At 50.6% G+C, this 18166-nt stretch carries 12 protein-coding genes; 5 read left to right on the forward strand and 7 right to left on the reverse strand.

From position 1 onward, the window contains the following. Window positions 1–151 precede the first annotated feature (151 nt). A complete protein-coding gene (locus AOC34_RS05530) occupies window positions 152–703 on the forward strand; it encodes a phasin family protein (protein ID WP_108469135.1) in 552 nt (183 codons plus the stop codon). Window positions 704–769: 66 nt separating this feature from the next. Here AOC34_RS05530 and lpdA read toward each other — a convergent pair whose 3' ends face one another. The 3 genes from lpdA to aceE are packed head-to-tail and all read right to left on the reverse strand — an operon-like array spanning window position 770 to window position 6625. Further along, the gene (gene lpdA / locus AOC34_RS05535) at window positions 770–2563 is read right to left on the reverse strand and encodes a dihydrolipoyl dehydrogenase (RefSeq protein WP_108469136.1); all 1794 of its coding nucleotides are present in this window, start codon (window positions 2561–2563) and stop codon (window positions 770–772) included. Window positions 2564–2574: 11 nt separating this feature from the next. Continuing rightward, window positions 2575–3900, reverse strand: coding sequence for a dihydrolipoyllysine-residue acetyltransferase (gene aceF / locus AOC34_RS05540; RefSeq protein WP_108469137.1), 1326 nt, complete (start codon window positions 3898–3900; stop codon window positions 2575–2577). A 22-nt stretch (window positions 3901–3922) separates the two neighbouring features. Then, window positions 3923–6625, reverse strand: coding sequence for a pyruvate dehydrogenase (acetyl-transferring), homodimeric type (aceE, locus tag AOC34_RS05545; protein ID WP_108469138.1), 2703 nt, complete (start codon window positions 6623–6625; stop codon window positions 3923–3925). A 206-nt stretch (window positions 6626–6831) separates the two neighbouring features. On the opposite strand from aceE, the gene AOC34_RS05550 reads away from it, so the two are divergent. The 4 genes from AOC34_RS05550 (at window position 6832) to AOC34_RS05565 (ending at window position 13179) form a co-directional block, all read left to right on the forward strand. After that, window positions 6832–9369: a PAS domain S-box protein gene (locus AOC34_RS05550; protein WP_108469139.1), complete on the forward strand. Its 2538-nt coding sequence runs from the start codon at window positions 6832–6834 to the stop codon at window positions 9367–9369. A gap of 42 nt (window positions 9370–9411) precedes the next feature. Then, window positions 9412–10050 carry a response regulator transcription factor gene (locus tag AOC34_RS05555; RefSeq protein WP_108469140.1) on the forward strand — a complete coding sequence of 213 codons (639 nt, stop codon included), beginning with the start codon at window positions 9412–9414 and terminating at the stop codon, window positions 10048–10050. A gap of 73 nt (window positions 10051–10123) precedes the next feature. Next, window positions 10124–10978, forward strand: coding sequence for a bifunctional methylenetetrahydrofolate dehydrogenase/methenyltetrahydrofolate cyclohydrolase FolD (gene folD, locus AOC34_RS05560; protein ID WP_108469141.1), 855 nt, complete (start codon window positions 10124–10126; stop codon window positions 10976–10978). A 50-nt stretch (window positions 10979–11028) separates the two neighbouring features. Beyond that, a complete protein-coding gene (locus tag AOC34_RS05565) occupies window positions 11029–13179 on the forward strand; it encodes a M3 family metallopeptidase (protein WP_108469142.1) in 2151 nt (716 codons plus the stop codon). Between the two features lie 26 nt (window positions 13180–13205). Here AOC34_RS05565 and xth read toward each other — a convergent pair whose 3' ends face one another. The 4 genes from xth to glnA are packed head-to-tail and all read right to left on the reverse strand — an operon-like array spanning window position 13206 to window position 18059. Then, complete coding sequence (gene xth / locus AOC34_RS05570) at window positions 13206–14051, reverse strand: exodeoxyribonuclease III (protein WP_108470073.1); 846 nt, start codon at window positions 14049–14051, stop codon at window positions 13206–13208. Continuing rightward, window positions 14044–15498, reverse strand: a complete 1455-nt coding sequence (gene ntrC / locus AOC34_RS05575) for a nitrogen regulation protein NR(I) (protein WP_108469143.1) — start codon at window positions 15496–15498, stop codon at window positions 14044–14046. The genes xth and ntrC overlap by 8 nt, the downstream gene beginning before the upstream one ends. Next, window positions 15495–16613: a nitrogen regulation protein NR(II) gene (gene glnL / locus AOC34_RS05580; RefSeq protein ID WP_407675574.1), complete on the reverse strand. Its 1119-nt coding sequence runs from the start codon at window positions 16611–16613 to the stop codon at window positions 15495–15497. The genes ntrC and glnL overlap by 4 nt, the downstream gene beginning before the upstream one ends. A 30-nt stretch (window positions 16614–16643) precedes the next feature. Then, window positions 16644–18059: a type I glutamate--ammonia ligase gene (gene glnA / locus AOC34_RS05585; protein ID WP_108469145.1), complete on the reverse strand. Its 1416-nt coding sequence runs from the start codon at window positions 18057–18059 to the stop codon at window positions 16644–16646. Window positions 18060–18166 lie beyond the last annotated feature (107 nt).

Genomic DNA, 18166 nt, shown 5'->3' on the forward strand with positions numbered 1-18166 from the left:
AATATTTATTGATAAGCTATTGTTTTTTATAGTATTTATTTATATTTAGTATGAATATTAAAGGCTTTGTGCATTGCAGCATAAAAAGAACTATAATTTATTAAATAGTTATTAGCCGTACAGCGCCCTATCACTCAATCGGAGACACAAAATGAACCTCACACCAGAACAACTGGCTGCAGCACAAAAAGCCAACCTAGAAACCCTCACCGGCATTACAAACCAGGCCTTAGTCAGCATTGAAAAGCTGGTTGAACTGAATATGCACATTGCCAAAGCCAGCTTGAGCGACAGCATGACTACTGCCAAAAAGGCACTGGAAATCAAAGACGTCCAACAACTTTTAGCCCACCAGGCCCAGGCCGTCCAGCCGATGGCTGAAAAGATGATGGCCTACAGCCGCCATTTGTACGAATTAGCAAACGATACCCAAGCCGGCTTTACTAAGGTAAGCGAAAAAGAAATGCAAGCCAGCCAGAAGAAAATGAACGCCATGGTCGAAGACTGGAGCAAAAATGCTCCGGCAGGGTCAGAAGCAGCCGTAGCCGCAATGAAGCAAGCGATTGCCTCGGCCAATACCATTTACGAGAACAGCCAAAAAGCCATGAAACAGGCGCTGGATGTTGCCCAGGCTAACCTCGAAAATGCAACAGAGTCGGTATTAAAGGCGACTGACAAAGTCACCAAATCCTCTAAGCGTTAATTCGAAATACAAGCCCTAAACAAAATCCCCTGTCAGAGTCTGGCAGGGGATTTTTCTTTCGGGGCATTACTTCTTTCGAACCGGCGGCAAGTCTGTGCAGTGACCGTGCGCCGCTTCGGCGGCTAAGCCAACCGACTCGCCCAGGGTTGGATGCGGATGAATGGTTTTGCCCATATCAATGGCATCGGCTCCCATCTCAATCGCAAGACAGACCTCACCAATTAAATCGCCTGCATGGGTGCCCACAATACCGCCACCAATAATGCGGTGGGTTTTGGCATCAAACAAGAGCTTGGTAAATCCCTCATCGCGGCCATTGGCAATTGCGCGGCCACTAGCAGCCCATGGAAAGAAGCCTTTCTCATAGGCAATGCCTTGCGCTTTGCACTGCTCTTCGGTCAGCCCAGCCCAAGCCACCTCGGGATCGGTATAGGCAACCGATGGAATTTGCTTGGCGTCAAAAAAGGATTTTTGACCAGCTGCCGCCTCAGCTGCAACATGGCCTTCGTGCACTGCCTTATGGGCAAGCATGGGCTGGCCCACAATGTCGCCAATCGCAAAGATGTGGGAAACATTTGTGCGCATCTGCTGATCAACGGCAATAAAGCCGCGATCATCTACCGCAACGCCAGCATTACCCGCATCAATCTTTTTGCCATTCGGTGAACGCCCTACCGCAACCAAGACCAAGTCATACACTTGGGGGTCTGCGGGTGCAGCATCGCCCTCGAACGTGACATAAATTCCGTCGGACTTCGCCTCTGCTTTGGTAGCGCGCGTTTTAAGCATAACCTTATCAAAGCGGCCAGTGTTGTGCTTTTCCCAGACCTTCTCAAGATCACGATCAGCTCCTGCCATCAGCCCATCGAGCATTTCAGCAATATCAATTTTGCTGCCTAAGCTGCTATAGACCGTTGCCATCTCCAAACCAATGATGCCGCCGCCAATGACCAGCATGCGCTTTGGAATGCTCTTTAGAAGGAGTGCGCCCGTGCTATCGACAATGCGGGGATCGTCCGGCAAAAATGGCAACTTAACCGGCTGACTGCCGGCAGCAATAATGGCTTTCTGAAAACGAATCACTTCTTTTTGACCGCTTGCTTCTTGACTAGGTCCCGCAGTGAGATTAACTTCAACATGGTTTGCATCCACAAAACGACCAAGCCCACGCACCACCTTCACCTTACGTGCTTTTGCCATGCCAGCCAGGCCACCGGTCAGCTTGCCAATCACGCCATCTTTATAGGCGCGCAATTGGTCAATGTCGATCTTGGGATCACCAAAGCTAATACCGTGCTTTGACATGGTTTTCGCTTCATCCATCACCGCAGCTGTATGTAGCAGTGCTTTGGATGGAATACAGCCGACGTTTAAGCAAACGCCGCCTAAAGTTGGATAGCGCTCAACCAAAACAACGTTCAGACCTAAATCGGCAGCACGAAATGCAGCGCTATAGCCGCCGGGGCCTGCACCCAGCACCAGTAAATCGCATTCGTGATCCACCTTACCCTGAAAAGCACTCGCTGCATTGCTCACTGCCATTGGTGCAGCAGTAGCTTGTGGAGATGGGGCTGGAGTTGGAGCCGATGCTACCGGCGTAGTTGGCTTTGGCGCAGCACCAGCCTCGAGTTCAATCTCAGCAATGACGGTGCCCTTTTTCACTTTATCGTCCACCTTCACTGCAATACTGGTAATCGTGCCAGCCGCATCGGCCGGTACTTCCATCGTGGCCTTATCCGACTCCAGTACTAATAGTGGCTGCTCTTTTTCAATCCGATCGCCTACCTTTACGAGCACCTCAATCACAGGTACATCGTCATAGTCACCAATGTCCGGAACCAGAATCAATTGCTTAGTCATGGTGATTCCTTTTAAAGTGCCGCACGGCGGAAATCAGCCAGGAGCTGGGCAATGTAGACCGTAAATCGCGTTGCCGAAGCGCCATCGATCACGCGGTGATCTGCTGTCAAAGAAAGCGGGCAGATCAGCCTGGGCACAAATTGCTTGCCATCCCAGACCGGTTTCATTGCCGCTTTGCTGACGCCCAAAATAGCGGCCTCGGGCGCATTGATGATCGGCGCAAAATAGGTTCCACCAATGCCGCCAAGGGAGGAGATGGTGAAGCTGGCGCCCTGCATTTGATCTGGCTTTAATTTGCCTTCCCGAGCCAGCGCAGCAAGTTCGCCTGTCTCGCGCGCAATCTCATTGATGCCCTTTTGATCGGCATTACGAATAACCGGAACAACGAGGCCATTGGGAGTATCTGCAGCAAAGGCAATGTGGAAGTATTTTTTCAGGACTAAATCATCACCGTCCAGCGAGCTATTGAATTCAGGATACTTTTTCAGTGCGGCTACTGCTGCCTTGATCATGAACGCCAGCATCGTGATCTTGTTGCCCTGCTTTTCATTCTCTTTATTAGTTGAAACACGGAATGCTTCAAGATCCGTAATGTCGGCATCTTCGTGATAGGTTACCGCCGGAATCATCACCCAGTTGCGCGCCAAATTGGCTGCCGATAACTTTTTAATGCGGGACAAGGGTTGTCGCTCAATGGCGCCAAACTTCGTAAAGTCAACGGTAGGCCATGGCAATAAATCAAGGCCACCCATATTGCCAGCAGTCTTCGTGCTTGCAGTTGAAGTATCACCACTCATCACGCCTTTTACAAAAGCCTGAACGTCTTCCTGCGTAATGCGCCCTTTTGGACCCGATCCTTTAACAAGAGCAATATTGACACCCAATTCACGAGCGTATTTGCGCACCGTTGGACTAGCATGACTCACATCGGCTCCAGCTGCAGGAATGGCTTGAGCTACCGGTGCCGCAGGCGCTGCTACCGCTGCAGCTACTGGCATCGGCGCGGGTGTTGGTGTAGATACTGAAACGGGCGCAATCGCAGGTGCTGCTTGCGGGGCTGAAACGCTGGCTGCTGGAGCGGGACTCGCAGCAGCATCGCTAGACTCCACTACTAAAACCAGCGCGCCTTCTGAAATCAAATCGCCTACCTTGACTTTAATTTCTTTCACAAGGCCTGCATGCGATGAAGGCACATCCATCGTGGCCTTATCGGACTCCAATGTGACGACCGACTGCTCTTTTTCAATGACATCACCCACCTTGACCAATACTTCAATCACAGGAACATCGCTGTAGTCGCCGATATCGGGGACGTGAATTTCGATTAATTTACTCATGGTCTGAACGGTCGCATTCGGCTTAAGAAATCATTGGGTTTGGTTTTTGGACATTGATCTTGTATTTCTGAATTGCCTCAGCAATTTTTTGGCGATCAATTTGTCCAGCGTCGGCTAGCGCTCTGAGCGATGTCAATACAACCCAGCGGTAATCGACCTCAAAGAAATCGCGGAGATTTTCCCGCGTATCGGAACGTCCGAAGCCATCGGTACCCAGGACTTCATAGCGACGGCCCATGTGTTGAATTGCCGGACGAATTTGATCGGCAAAGGTACGCACGTAATCGGTTGCCGCGATGATGGGACCGGTAGTGTCTTTTAAGCATTGTTCTACATGTGAGAGTTGTGGCGCAGATGCTGGATTAAGCAAATTACTCCGGTGCACGGTATTCCAATCACGGCCTAATTCAGTAAAGCTTGGGCAGCCCCACAAGTCAGAGGCAATTCCCCAGTCGGTATGCAAGACTTCAGCAGCAGCAATCACCTCGCGGAAAATGGTGCCGGAGCCAAGCAGTTGAACGCGCAATTTACTATTAGCATCGCCTACTGAGCGCAACTTGTACATGCCCTTAATGATGTCTTTTTCAGCGCCTACTGGCATTGCAGGGTGGGCATAGTTTTCATTCATGAGAGTAATGTAGTAATACACATCATCCTGTGCATCGAGCATGCGGCGCATCCCGTCTTGAATTACCACCGCCAATTCAAATGCAAAAGTGGGGTCGTAGCTCACGCAGTTTGGTACCGAAGCGCTCCATACATGGCTATGGCCATCTTCGTGTTGCAAGCCTTCACCATTGAGGGTGGTTCTTCCAGCAGTGCCGCCCAGCAAGAAACCGCGGCTGCGCATATCGCCTGCAGCCCAGGCTAAGTCGCCAATGCGCTGGAAACCAAACATGGAATAGAAAATGTAGAAGGGCAACATCGGTACGCCATGGGTGGAATATGCAGTAGCAGCCGCAATCCAATCGCACATACCGCCTGCTTCGTTAATGCCCTCTTGCAGAATTTGACCTTGCTTATCTTCGCGATAGAACATCAGCTGGTCTTGGTCTTCTGGCGTATAAAGCTGACCCAGTTGATTCCAAATGCCGAGCTGGCGGAACATGCCCTCCATACCAAAGGTACGTGACTCGTCTGGAACAATCGGCACTACACGTTTACCCAAGGTCTTGTCACGAATCACAATGTTGAGCATGCGCACAAAAGCCATGGTGGTTGAAATCTCACGGCCCTCACTGGTCGCTTCGAGTAATGCGCTAAATGCATCAAGGCCAGGCACTGGCAAACTCTCGGCTTTCATGCGGCGCTGTGGCAAATACCCACCCAGCTCCTGACGGCGTGCACGCATGTACTCGAGCTCAGGACTGCCATCGGGGAATTTCACAAAGGGAATGTCGTCAAGTTCTTCGTCTTTGACGGGGATCTCAAAACGATCACGGAAACGACGTACATCATCAGGACTCATTTTTTTGGCTTGGTGCGCAATGTTCATCGCCTCACCTGAGCCGCCCATGCCATAGCCTTTAATGGTGTGCGCCAAAATAACGGTGGGCTGGTTTTGATGATTCACTGCCGAGTGAAAGGCGGCATAGACCTTATGGGGATCGTGACCACCGCGATTGAGAGCCCAAATGTCTTCGTCGCTCCAGTCTGAGACCAAGGCCTTCAGTTCAGGCGAATTAAATACAGTCTCGCGCACGTATGCGCCATTTTTTGCTTTCATGGTCTGATACTGACCGTCGACAATTTCGCCGAGACGCTGCATCAGAATGCCTTTTTTGTCGCGCGCGAATAAAGCGTCCCAATGGCCGCCCCACACTACCTTAATAACATTCCAGCCAGCCCCACGAAACTCTGCCTCAAGCTCCTGAATAATTTTTCCGTTGCCGCGCACTGGACCATCCAAACGCTGCAAGTTACAGTTCACAACAAAAATTAAATTGTCCAAACGTTCACGGCCAGCCATGCCAATAGCGCCGAGCGATTCTGGCTCATCGGTTTCACCATCGCCCAAGAAGGCCCACACCTTGCGATTGCCGGCATTGATAAAGCCACGGTCTTCCATATAGCGCATGAAACGGGCTTGGTAAATGGCCATGATTGGGCCCAGACCCATCGATACCGTCGGGAATTGCCAAAAGTCCGGCATGAGCCATGGATGCGGGTAACTGGAAATACCGTTACCGCCCACTTCTTGGCGGAATAAATCCAATTGGCTTTGCTCTAAACGGCCCAGCATGTAGGCGCGGGAATAAATTCCAGGAGCCGAATGGCCTTGAACAAAAATCAGGTCGCCGCCATGCTCCGCACTGGGTGCATGCCAAAAATGGTTAAAGCCAACGTCGTACAAGGTAGCGGCAGATTGGAAGGACGAAATATGACCGCCCACATTGGTATCTTTATTGGCACGCAACACCATCGCCATCGCATTCCAGCGGGTGTAGGAACGAATCCGGTGCTCGATATTTTGATCGCCCGGAATGCGGGCTTGCAATTCCACCGGAATGGTATTGATATAAGGTGTTTCAGCATGAAAGGCCTGATTGACCCCATTGACTCTGGCATGGGATATTTGCTGATCGATTAAATAAGCAGCCCTATCAGGACCCACAGCATGGATCACGCCATCGAGCGCCTGTAGCCACTCTTGGGTTTCTGCTGGATCAATATCCAGATTGTCCGTTTGCGCCTTACCTAAAACCGATTGCGGAACTGCAGCCATTGCGTGTCTCCATTAGCTCGATGTGGGGTGGTATTTACTCTACAGGGAATATTCTAAAAAGCACTAAAGTGCTTGACAAGAAATTTTTCACATAATGATAGTATTTCTCATAATATGGAAATATATTGCAGTGCAAGTCGCACCATATGAAATTAACCTATATGAAATAGGCAGATACACTAGGGGATTGGAATAATGCCCTTGTTATGAAGCTACCCTTTGACTTCGCTGCTGGAATGAACAACAGCTCCTGGTTTCGCCGAATCAGGGGATTTCGCTTGGTCTACACACCCCTCGTAGCGATCGTCATCTTTACGGTGATGATGACCATCATTCTGGGTACCCTGCAAATGCAGGAACGCAACCAACAAGAGAACGCCTTATTTCGGGAGCTCTCTTTAGTAAAGCAACGTATTCAATTGCGTTTTGCAAACAATACGGAAGTACTCATGTCGCTCAGTCGCGATTTGGGCAGAGTAAATAGCGATGACAAGATCAAAACAAATGCATTAAAAGAAGCCGAATCATTTTTACTAAATAACCACGAGATTAGCCAACTCATTTGGCTCAATCAGGACAATCAGCGGCAATGGATGATGCCGCCGCCATCCCGAACCAATTCCTGGTTTGATCAGGCGCCATATTCCAAAGAATTAAACGCACAACTCAATAAAACCATTGAGTTGACGCTCAGCACCAATCGTCCGGCCTTTAGTAACTTCATTCAAATTGATATACCCAATGATGAGCCGATGGCAAAAGAGCGGCGAACCATCTTTTGGCAAACCATCCCCATTGGACCCGACGGTGAAATCAGCGGTGTGATGGCAGTGCTTTACTCGGCGCAAGGCATTATGGAGTACGTGATTCCGCCGGAATTAAAAGGCCTGTACCGCTTTAGTATGACTACCGATGCCGGTAAAGTACTCGCCATCTCATCGGATCGCAATATGCCGCCGCGGTCTTTGACCAATCAAACTAGCTTGGATCTGGGCATCTTAAGTCCCAACGCAATTCTGCGCGTCGATACCTACCCAACGCCCAGCAACCTGACATTTAAGATGCTGCTCGGCGTGGTCATTGGACTGAGCGCATTCGTTATTTTGAGCTTATGGTCCGTCATCAAGCAAATGCAAGTCCGTCAATTGGCTGAAGCCAGCTTACGTACCGAGACCAACTTTCGTAATGCGATGGAGAACTCCACGCCGGTTGGCATTAGGGCGCACGACATGCAAAAGCGCATCACCTACGTGAACCGGGCATTTTGTGAGATGACCGATTGGAGCCCTGAAGAGCTAATGGGCCTGCAGCCGCCCTTCCCGTTCTGGCCGGCAGATCAACAGGAATACCTGCTTAAAAAAATGGATTTAGCGCTCAGCCCAAATAGCAGCCATGAAATGAAAGGCGGCATTGAGGGAGTAATCCAGCGGCGCGATGGCACACGCATAGCAACGCGTACCTATATCGCGCCACTCATCAATGAAAAAGGTGAGCAAACGGGCTGGGTTACTTCGCTGGTGGATATTTCAGAACCAAAACGCATTCGTGAAGAATTGGCTGCCTCGCAAGATCGCTTCATTACAGTACTCGAAGGATTGGATGCTGCGGTTTCGGTGATCTCCATCGAAACCGGCGAGCTACTCTTTGCTAATCGATTTTATCGGGAGCGATTTGGAAATACCTCACAAGGTCATATCGATTTAGCCAATCATGAAATGGATCCTGCACTGCTGCAAGGTCTTGAAGACGACAACATCGATCCGCTAGCGGGCTTACCCGACTCTGAACTCAATCAAATTCGGCAAATCGAGTCGCAAGAGATTCAACTCATCGGTGATGAGGCAAAGTGGTACGAAGTACGCCGCCGATTTATTCCTTGGGTTGACGGTCATTTGGCGCAGCTCTTAATTGCGACCGACATTACCTTACGTAAAAATACTGAGGACTTGGCGCGCCAACAAGAAGAGCGCATGCAATTTACGAGTCGTTTAACCACCATGGGCGAGATGGCCTCCTCGCTGGCGCATGAACTCAATCAGCCCCTGGCTGCGATTTCAAACTATTGCATGGGTGTAGCAAAGCGCTTATCAGGTCAAGCGGATCAAACTCTCTCAAATGATTTGCTCCCTGCGCTTGAGAAAGCATCGCAACAAGCGCACCGCGCTGGAACAATTATTCAGCGGATACGGGGCTTTGTGAAACGCAGTGAGCCACAACGCAAGGATTCTGATATCGGCGAGATTGTGGCGGATGCCGTCGGCTTGGTCGAGATTGAGGCCCACCGCCATCGGCTTGCCATTGCAGTGGAGCTAGCGCCCAATCTGCCTAAAGTCAGCCTGGACCCTGTTTTAATCCAGCAGGTTTTGGTCAATCTGCTGAAAAACTCCCTGGATAGCGTGCGCGAAGATGCGCCACTATCCTCGCGCTGGGCAGTACCGCCCATCAAAATTAGCGCTGATTTAGAGACCAGCACATTTCCAGCCATGCTGCGCATCCAAGTCGTCGATAGCGGCCCGGGAGTGGCGGATGGGGTGATTGAACGCATGTTTGAGCCCTTTTTCAGCACAAAATCCGATGGAATGGGCATGGGACTCAATATTTGCCGCTCCATTATCGAATCCCACCACGGTCGCCTGTGGGCCAAAAACCAGCACGATCCCGATAGCGGCAAGGCAGTAGGCTGCACCTTTACAATACTATTACCTCTCGAAACAGCGGAAACCGAAGCAACTGCTTTGGCCTGATGCGTGTTTCGAAATACCAAGCGGAACTGACTGATGAACCTAATGAATACATCCAACCCCAATCCAACTGAAGTGGTTTACGTTGTTGATGACGATGAGGCGGTACGGGATTCGTTAACCTGGTTACTGGAGAGCAACGGCTATTTAGTTCGCTGCCATGCCAGCGCCGAACGTTTTTTACAATCCTTGCAAAGCACGGATAAATCGACCATCTCGTGTGTGATTTTGGATGTACGCATGCCGGGCATGTCGGGCCTCGAGCTGCAAGAGCGCCTCATTAGTGAAAACCTCCCCATGCCCATCTCATTCATTACCGGTCATGGCGATGTATCGATGGCCGTCACCACCATGAAAAAAGGGGCGGTTGATTTTATTGAAAAGCCCTTTAAAGAAAATGAACTGTGCGCCCTGGTAGAGAAGATGCTGGCCAAAGCACGCACCGATTACAGTCAGGCAAGCCAACGTAAAACCACTCAAGGGTTGCTTGGCAAACTGACGGGTCGCGAACGCCAAGTGCTGGAGCGCATTGTTGCCGGCCGTCTGAATAAACAAATCGCCGATGATTTGGGTATCTCAATTAAAACGGTTGAGGCCCATCGCGCCAATATTATGGAAAAGCTCAACGTCAATACCGTTGCCGACCTCCTGCGTTTGGCCCTATCGGATCCACAGCCAACCTAATTCGCAAGCAAATTGATTTCTAGGAGGCCCATTATTTGGGCTTCATTTTTTTAACGTTCTTTTTTCTTTACTTATGCCAGCCCAATTACTCGACGGCGTTGCCCTCTCTAAAAAAATCCGTACTGAAATTACAGCGCGTGCCGCTATCGTTACTGCCAAGGGTGCGCGTCCTGGCTTAGCGGTGATTGTGGTTGGAGATAACCCAGCCAGTGCGGTTTATGTTCGCAACAAAGTAAAGGCCTGCGAAGAGGTTGGCTTTCATTCGGTGCTCGAGCGCTACGAAGCAGAGATGAATGAAGAAGCACTATTAGCTCGCATTGCTACTCTCAATGCCGACCCAGCGATTCATGGCATTTTGGTACAACTGCCCTTGCCTGCCCACATTGCATCGGAGCGCGTACTCGAAGCCATTGCGCCACAGAAAGATGTGGATGGCTTTCACGTTGCTAATGCCGGCGCTCTGATGGTTGGCGCGCCAGAATTCAAGCCCTGCACTCCCTATGGCTGCATGAAGTTACTCGAAAGCATTGAATACCCTTTGCGTGGTGCACGCGCAGTAGTCGTTGGCGCATCGAATATTGTGGGTAAGCCGATGGCGATGCTCTTATTGCAAGCCGGCGCAACTGTGACTATTTGCAATAGCAAAACACGGGATCTGGCCCACCACACCAAAGACGCCGATGTCTTGGTAGTTGCGACTGGTAAACCCAAAATGATTACCGGTGACATGGTGAAGTCGGGCTCCGTTGTAATTGATGTGGGCATCAATCGCCTGCCCGATGGCAAGCTGTGCGGCGATGTGGATTTTGATACTGCCAAATACATTGCCGGCTGGATCACCCCAGTACCGGGCGGCGTTGGCCCCATGACCATCACCATGCTGCTCATGAATACCTTAGAGGCAGCGGAAAAGGCCTCCAAACACTAGTCCCTTTGCTGAATTACACGCTAGCAAGCGCATTACATTAAGCTAGAGGGATGAATACACATCCCAATCCAAGCCCAAGCTATTCTGATAATCCCCTGCTTCACTTTGGCAGAGGAATCGTAGCCTATTCGCAAATCCAGCCGAGCCATATTGCTCCGGCTATAGACGCCCTTCTTGCTGAGGCGGAATCTGCAGTCGCCATCGCCACTAGCCAAACTACATCACCCACCTGGAATGATTTGGTAGAACCCTTGGAAGATGCGACCGAGCGGCTTAGCCGTGCATGGGGCGCAGTGTCCCACTTAAATAGCGTAGCGGATACTCCCGAATTACGCGCCGCCTATGGCGCCATGCTGCCCAAAGTAACGGCTTTTATGTCGAGCCTGGGTCAGAACCTGGCTTTGTATGAGCGCTTTAAAGTCCTGCGCCAAAGTACGAGCTTTGCCATGCTCTCAGCTGACCAGCAAAAGGTGATTGAAAACTCCCTGCGCGACTTTCGCTTAGGCGGCGCTGAATTACCCGAGGATCAAAAGCCCCGCTTTGCGCAAATACAGGATTTGCAGGCTGAGCTCGGCAAGGCCTTCTCCGATCATGTGCTCGATGCGACCAATGGCTTTACTCATGTCATCACGGATCCCACTGAATTAATCGGGTTGCCTGAAGATGCGATTGCAGCCGCCGCTGACACGGCCAAAGAGCAAGGCAAATCCGGCTGGGCTTTTACCCTGCACTTCCCGTCGTATTACCCGGTACAGCAGTATTCAGAAAATCGGGCATTACGGCAGCGCATGTATGAAGCCTACGTCACCCGGGCATCTGAACTGGGGCCACAATACGGCGCCGGCAAGGCGGAGTGGGATAACACCCAAAACATGCTGGATCAATTGCGTCTGCGCAATGAAGAAGCATTGATGCTGGGCTATAGCAATTACGCCGAACTGAGCATTGCACCCAAAATGGCGCGCACCGTTGATGAAGTCGATCGCTTTTTGGTCGATATTGCGCGGCGCGCAAAACCCTTTGCCAAGTCGGATTGGGAGACCCTGAAGCAGTTTGCTCGCACTGAGTTCAATTTAGGCGCCACGAAAGACGATCCGATTCAGCCATGGGATATTGCGTTTCTATCCGAGAAACTCAAACAGGCACGCTATGCCTTTTCAGAAAATGAACTCAAGCAATACTTTCCGCTGCCCAAAGTACTCGATGGCCTCTTTGGCTTAATTCAGAATCTATTCTCCGTTCACATCAAGCCTGCTGACTTGCCCATTTGGCACGACACGGTTCAGTCATTCTCGGTCAGCAACCCGGATGGTGAAGTGGTCGCCTATTTTTACCTTGATCCCTATGCACGACCAGGTAAACGCGGAGGCGCATGGATGGATGATGCCCGCGGTAGACGCTTATTGCCTAATGGCGAGGTGCAGGTACCGGTTGCCTACTTAGTCTGTAATTTTGCAGCGCCGGTGAAGGTCGATGGCAAGCTAAAACAACCTACCATTACCCACGATGATGTAATTACCCTTTTCCACGAAAGTGGTCATGGCCTGCATCACCTGTTAACCCAAGTGGGCGCTCTTGGCGTTTCTGGGATCAATGGCGTGGAATGGGATGCCGTAGAACTACCAAGCCAGTTTATGGAGAATTTCTGCTGGGAATGGGAAGTACTCGAAAAAATGACAGCCCATGTCGATACGGGTAAGCCACTGCCGCGCGAGCTCTTTGAGAAGATGCTAGCCGCCAAGAATTTCCAAAATGGCCTCGCGACTTTGCGCCAAGTGGTGTTCTCCTTAACCGACTGGCGTTTGCATTCGTCATTTGATTCAGCACATGCCGAGGGTCAGGCTGTTTTAGATATTGCCAAAGCAATTGGCGATCAATTTAATGCCATTCCCCAATCCCCCTTATCGCGCTGGCCCAATACCTTCAGCCATATTTTTGCGGGTGGCTACGCAGCAGGTTATTACAGCTATAAATGGGCTGAAGTGCTCTCTGCCGATGTGTACGCCGCATTTGAAGAAGCGGGTAAATTGAGTGGCAGTGTGATCGATAAGGCTATGGGCTTGCGTTACCGCACTGAAATCCTGGAAGTTGGCGGAAGTCGTTCAGCAGCAGAATCGTTTAAAGCCTTCCGCGGACGGGACCCGTCAATTGAAGCACTGCTGCGCCATGGCGGCTTACTTGAGGAAGTGGCAAGCAACTAGAGTGGGGCTCTAGGTTTGCAGTTTTGCTAGAGACGTAAGTCGGCAATCACGGGAGCGTGATCAGAGGGCTGCTCCCAGGTGCGAGGCTCTTTATCGATCCGGCTAGCAACGCAGCTCTCCTTGAGCGCTTCACTTAAGAGGACGTGGTCGATGCGCATGCCCGCATTGCGCCGAAAACCCATCATGCGGTAGTCCCACCAGCTAAATGCTTTCGGTGCCTGATCAAACAACCGAAATGAATCATGCAGTCCCAAGTCAATTAATTGCGCAAATGCACCGCGCTCTTCTGGTGATACCAGATTTTGCCCAACCCATTTTGCCGGCTCATGCACATCGCGATCTTCGGGGGCAATATTAAAATCGCCCAACAAAGCTAAGCGCGGGTGGCTACTGAGTTCATTCGCTAGCCAGGTTTGCAATGCCTTTAGCCAGGCCAACTTGTATTGAAACTTGTCGCTATCGGGTGATTGGCCATTGGGAAAATAAGCAGAGATCAAACGGATGGGTTGCTTGCCCTTGAAACAGACCGTGGCAGCCAGAGTGCGTTGCTGCTCATCCTCAAAGCCTGGAATATTGCGTACCGTCTTTAAAAAGGCGGTCTCACTATCCGCAGCAATCGATGCTAAGGCGGCGCGGCGTACTAGGATGGCTACGCCGTTATAGGTCTTTTGACCTGCAGCAAGACTAATGTAGCCAGCTGCCTCAAACTCCGCATGTGGATACTTATCGTCCGTTAGTTTGAGCTCTTGTAAGCATAGTGCATCGATTGGCGTTTGGGCTTTTTCTTGGGACTCTAGCCAGCGCAATACCTGCGGTAGCCTTACCTTAATCGAATTCACATTCCAAGCAGCAATCCGCGTTACATCAGTCATCGATACCCAATTCATGTAATTTACGAGTAATGGTATTGCGGCCAATTCCTAAACGCTGGGCCGCTTCTACGCGCCTCCCGCGAGTCACCTCCAATGCCGCTTGCAATACCGCTTTTTCAAAGCGCGAGGTCAGTGCATCAAATACATCTTTATGACCATCCTGAAGCATTTTAACGGCGAGCCGTCCCAGCCCACTTTCCCAGTCGCCAGATGCACTGCGTTGCGTTGTAATGACAGTGCTGCCCTGCTCTTCAGCTTGTACTGATTCAGTCATGCCGCTGTGTGCATCCAAATCTGCCGGTAAATCACTAACCCCAATTTCAGCAGCGGGCGACATAACCGTTAGCCAATGGCACAGATTCTCCAATTGGCGCACATTGCCCGGGAATGGCTTTTCTGAAATGACTTTAATGGCTTCATCGGATAAGCGCTTTGGCTCTACACCTAAGGCCTTGGCGCAGTGCTGCATGAAGTGGCGCGCCAATACCGGAATATCCTCGGTGCGTTCGCGCAATGCCGGCAAACGCAATCGAATCACGTTTAATCGGTGCAATAAATCTTCCCGGAATAGCCCACTCGCTACGCGCGACTCTAAATTCTGATACGTCGCGGCAATGATGCGTACATTAGCCCGAATTGGATCATGCCCGCCGACGCGATAAAAATGGCCATCGGTTAAGGCGCGCAGTAAGCGGGTTTGCAAATCAAACGGCATGTCACCAATCTCGTCCAAAAACAGAGTGCCGCCATCGGCTTGCTCAAAACGCCCCCGACGCATGGTTTGTGCTCCTTGGAATGCGCCACGCTCATGGCCAAATAGCTCGGCCTCCAGCAGGTCTTTTGGAATGGCTGTGATGTTAAAGGCAACAAAGGGGCTTTTTGCCCGAGGGCTATGTTTATGCAGCGCTCTGGCAACAAGCTCCTTTCCGGTGCCAGACTCACCCGTAATCAGAACCGTTGCATGGGACTGCGCCAAACGGCCAATCGATCTAAAGACCTCCTGCATTGCAGGGGCTTGTCCAATAATCTCGGGTGTTTCTTGCTGCCAATAGCGCGGCTCTTTTGCTGCAGGCTGAGACCGCTCACTCTCCCCGATTGCCCTGCGAATTAACTCAATCGCTTTTTCGAGATCAAATGGCTTTGTTAGGTACTCAAACGCCCCACCCTGAAATGACGACACTGCCGAGTCCAAATCAGAATACGCGGTCATCACAATCACAGGTAAATTGGGATGCGTGGCTTTGACGTGTTGCAGTAGATCGAGGCCATTACCTCTTGGCATACGAATGTCGGAAATCAAAATCTGCGGTGATTCATTCTCAAGCGCGTTGAGTACATCGTTTGGATTGGTAAAGCTACGGTGCGATAGACCTTCCCGAGTCAATGCCTTTTCTAGAACCCAACGAATCGATTGATCGTCGTCCACAATCCACACTGATTTGCTCATGCTGATAACTCCTGCTTGCGATACGGTATCTGAATATGAAAATCCGTCTTACCCGGCTGACTTTCACAGGCAATAAATCCCTGATGCTGCTGTACAAATGTTTGTGCCAAGGTAAGGCCCAGACCACTGCCACCTTCACGGCCACTCACTAATGGGAAGAAAATGCGATCGCGGATTTCATCCGGAATGCCCGGTCCGTTATCAATCACATGCAAATCCAAGGCAAGCTTGTAGCGCTGCTTGGCGATCGTTACCGAACGGGCTACGCGGGTACGAAACTCGATGACCGCAGTGCCGCGGCGTATTTCTTCGGATAAGGCTTGGGCAGCGTTGTGGGCGATATTAAGGATCGCCTGAATCAATTGCTCTTTGTCGCCAATAATGTCTGGCAAGCTCGTGTCATAGTTGCGAATAATGCGCAATCCACTCGGAAACTCAGCCAATACCAAGCTGCGGACACGCTCTAAGGATTCATGTACATTAATTAACTCGGTTGTATGAGCACGGCGGTGCGGTGCTAATAAACGATCGACCAGAGTCTGCAGACGGTCTGATTCTTTAATGATGACTTGGGTGTATTCGCGCAGGCCTTTTTCTGGGAGCTCGAATTCCAGCAACTGAGCGGCGCCACGGATGCCACCCAAGGGGTTTTTGATCTCATGCGCTAAGTTGCGCATTAATTGCTTGTTAGCCTCAACCTGCTGGGTCACACGCTCATCGCGCTCACTGCGCAACTGCTGATCAAGCGGGAACCATTCCATCAGTATGAGGTCTGGATCCTCTAATAAAGCAATCACTACATGCGCTGGCACAGCGTCATAGTGGATGGTGTTAGGAAATACATGCAGGATCATTTCTTGACGCTGGGCTGCCGTAGCACTGCTTCCAACCTCTTCAATCATGCTATTCAGGGCTGGATTATCGGCAAACAGTTCGCTAAGCAAATAACCTACGATGGACTTTCGGGAAAGATCGAGCGCAGACTCAGCAGCAGGGTTGGCGTAAAACAAATGCTTCGTCTTGCCATCAAAAATAATGACGGCATTTGGTAGTTGATCAAGCAAGTTCGGAACAAAAGGGGCAGCCGAAGCTGCCCCTTTGAACGAATTGCGCAATACACCTGCGCTCAAGGATTACTCCTGCAATTAAAGTGAGTAGTACATGTCAAATTCGATGGGATGGGTCGTCATACGGAAACGAGTAACCTCTTCCATCTTCAAATCAATGTACGCATCCAACATCGAATTCGTAAACACACCACCACGGGTTAAGAATTCACGATCCTTATCCAAGCACTCCAAGGCCTGATCGAGGCTATGGCATACGGTTGGGATCTTTGCATCTTCTTCTGGTGGCAAGTCATACAAATTCTTATCAGCAGCTTCGCCTGGATGAATCTTGTTTTGCACGCCGTCCAAACCAGCCATCAAGAGCGCTGAGAAGCACAGGTATGGGTTGGCCAATGGATCTGGGAAGCGGGTTTCAATGCGGCGACCTTTTGGATTCGATACGTGTGGAATGCGAATCGAAGCCGAACGGTTACGCGCAGAGTAAGCAAGCTTCACTGGAGCCTCAAAGCCGGGAACCAAACGCTTGTACGAGTTGGTGCCTGGATTGGTAATGGCATTCAGTGCACGAGCATGCTTAATGATGCCGCCGATGTAGTACAGCGCGAATTCAGAAAGACCGGCATAGCCGTTGCCAGCAAATAAGTTCTCACCGTTCTTCCATACGGACTGGTGTACGTGCATACCGGAACCATTGTCACCAACGATTGGCTTAGGCATAAAGGTAGCGGTCTTGCCATAGGCATGGGCTACGTTCTGCACTACATACTTCTGCCAAATGGTCCAATCAGCGCGCTGCGTGAGTGTGCTGAACTTGGTACCTAATTCGTTTTGGCCTTGGCCAGCAACTTCATGGTGATGCACTTCAACTGGAATGCCCATGGACTCCAAGATCAGACACATCTCAGAACGCATATCCTGGAAGGTATCAACCGGAGCCACTGGAAAGTAACCGCCCTTTTTGCCTGGACGATGGCCGGTATTGCCACCTTCAATCTCAGCAGACGATGACCAAGGAGCCTCTTCCGAATCAATCTTTACGAAGCAACCCTTCATGTTGTCGCCCCAGCGGACGCCATCAAAAATGAAGAACTCAGGCTCTGGACCAAAGTAGGCGGTATCGCCGAGTCCAGTGCCCTTTAAATACGCTTCTGCACGCTTAGCAATCGAGCGTGGATCACGATCGTAACCCTTGCCATCCGATGGCTCGATCACGTCGCAAGTAATTACTAAAGTTGGCTCTTCATAGAAGGGATCAATGTAGGCTGCGGTCGGATCTGGCATCAACAACATATCGGAGGCTTCAATGCCCTTCCAACCGGCGATCGAGGAACCGTCAAATGCATGGCCGCTTTCGAACTTATCTTCATCGAAATGCGAGATAGGCACGGTTGTGTGCTGCTCTTTGCCTTTGGTATCTACAAAGCGAAAATCTACAAAGGTGCACTCTTTTTCTTTAACCAACTTCATTACGTCTGCGACGGTTTTTGTCATGCAAATCTCCTCAATAAGTGAAACAAATTCTGTAATCGTTGGCATGCCCTGATGGTGCACACAACATCCATTCGATGTATGCAATGTATCGAAAGCGAACCGCTTGA

Origin of the sequence: Polynucleobacter difficilis, assembly GCF_003065365.1 — a bacterium.
GTDB classification, from domain to species: Bacteria; Pseudomonadota; Gammaproteobacteria; order Burkholderiales; family Burkholderiaceae; genus Polynucleobacter; species Polynucleobacter difficilis.

What these genes read in the sequence shown, in the direction of transcription:
- AOC34_RS05530 (WP_108469135.1), top strand. Translation starts at nt 152, where the DNA reads ATGAACCTCACACCAGAACAACTGGCTGCAGCACAAAAAGCCAACCTA.
- lpdA (WP_108469136.1), bottom strand. Translation starts at nt 2,563, where the DNA reads ATGACTAAGCAATTGATTCTGGTTCCGGACATTGGTGACTATGACGAT.
- aceF (WP_108469137.1), bottom strand. Translation starts at nt 3,900, where the DNA reads ATGAGTAAATTAATCGAAATTCACGTCCCCGATATCGGCGACTACAGC.
- aceE (WP_108469138.1), bottom strand. Translation starts at nt 6,625, where the DNA reads ATGGCTGCAGTTCCGCAATCGGTTTTAGGTAAGGCGCAAACGGACAAT.
- AOC34_RS05550 (WP_108469139.1), top strand. Translation starts at nt 6,832, where the DNA reads ATGAAGCTACCCTTTGACTTCGCTGCTGGAATGAACAACAGCTCCTGG.
- AOC34_RS05555 (WP_108469140.1), top strand. Translation starts at nt 9,412, where the DNA reads ATGAATACATCCAACCCCAATCCAACTGAAGTGGTTTACGTTGTTGAT.
- folD (WP_108469141.1), top strand. Translation starts at nt 10,124, where the DNA reads ATGCCAGCCCAATTACTCGACGGCGTTGCCCTCTCTAAAAAAATCCGT.
- AOC34_RS05565 (WP_108469142.1), top strand. Translation starts at nt 11,029, where the DNA reads ATGAATACACATCCCAATCCAAGCCCAAGCTATTCTGATAATCCCCTG.
- xth (WP_108470073.1), bottom strand. Translation starts at nt 14,051, where the DNA reads ATGACTGATGTAACGCGGATTGCTGCTTGGAATGTGAATTCGATTAAG.
- ntrC (WP_108469143.1), bottom strand. Translation starts at nt 15,498, where the DNA reads ATGAGCAAATCAGTGTGGATTGTGGACGACGATCAATCGATTCGTTGG.
- glnA (WP_108469145.1), bottom strand. Translation starts at nt 18,059, where the DNA reads ATGACAAAAACCGTCGCAGACGTAATGAAGTTGGTTAAAGAAAAAGAG.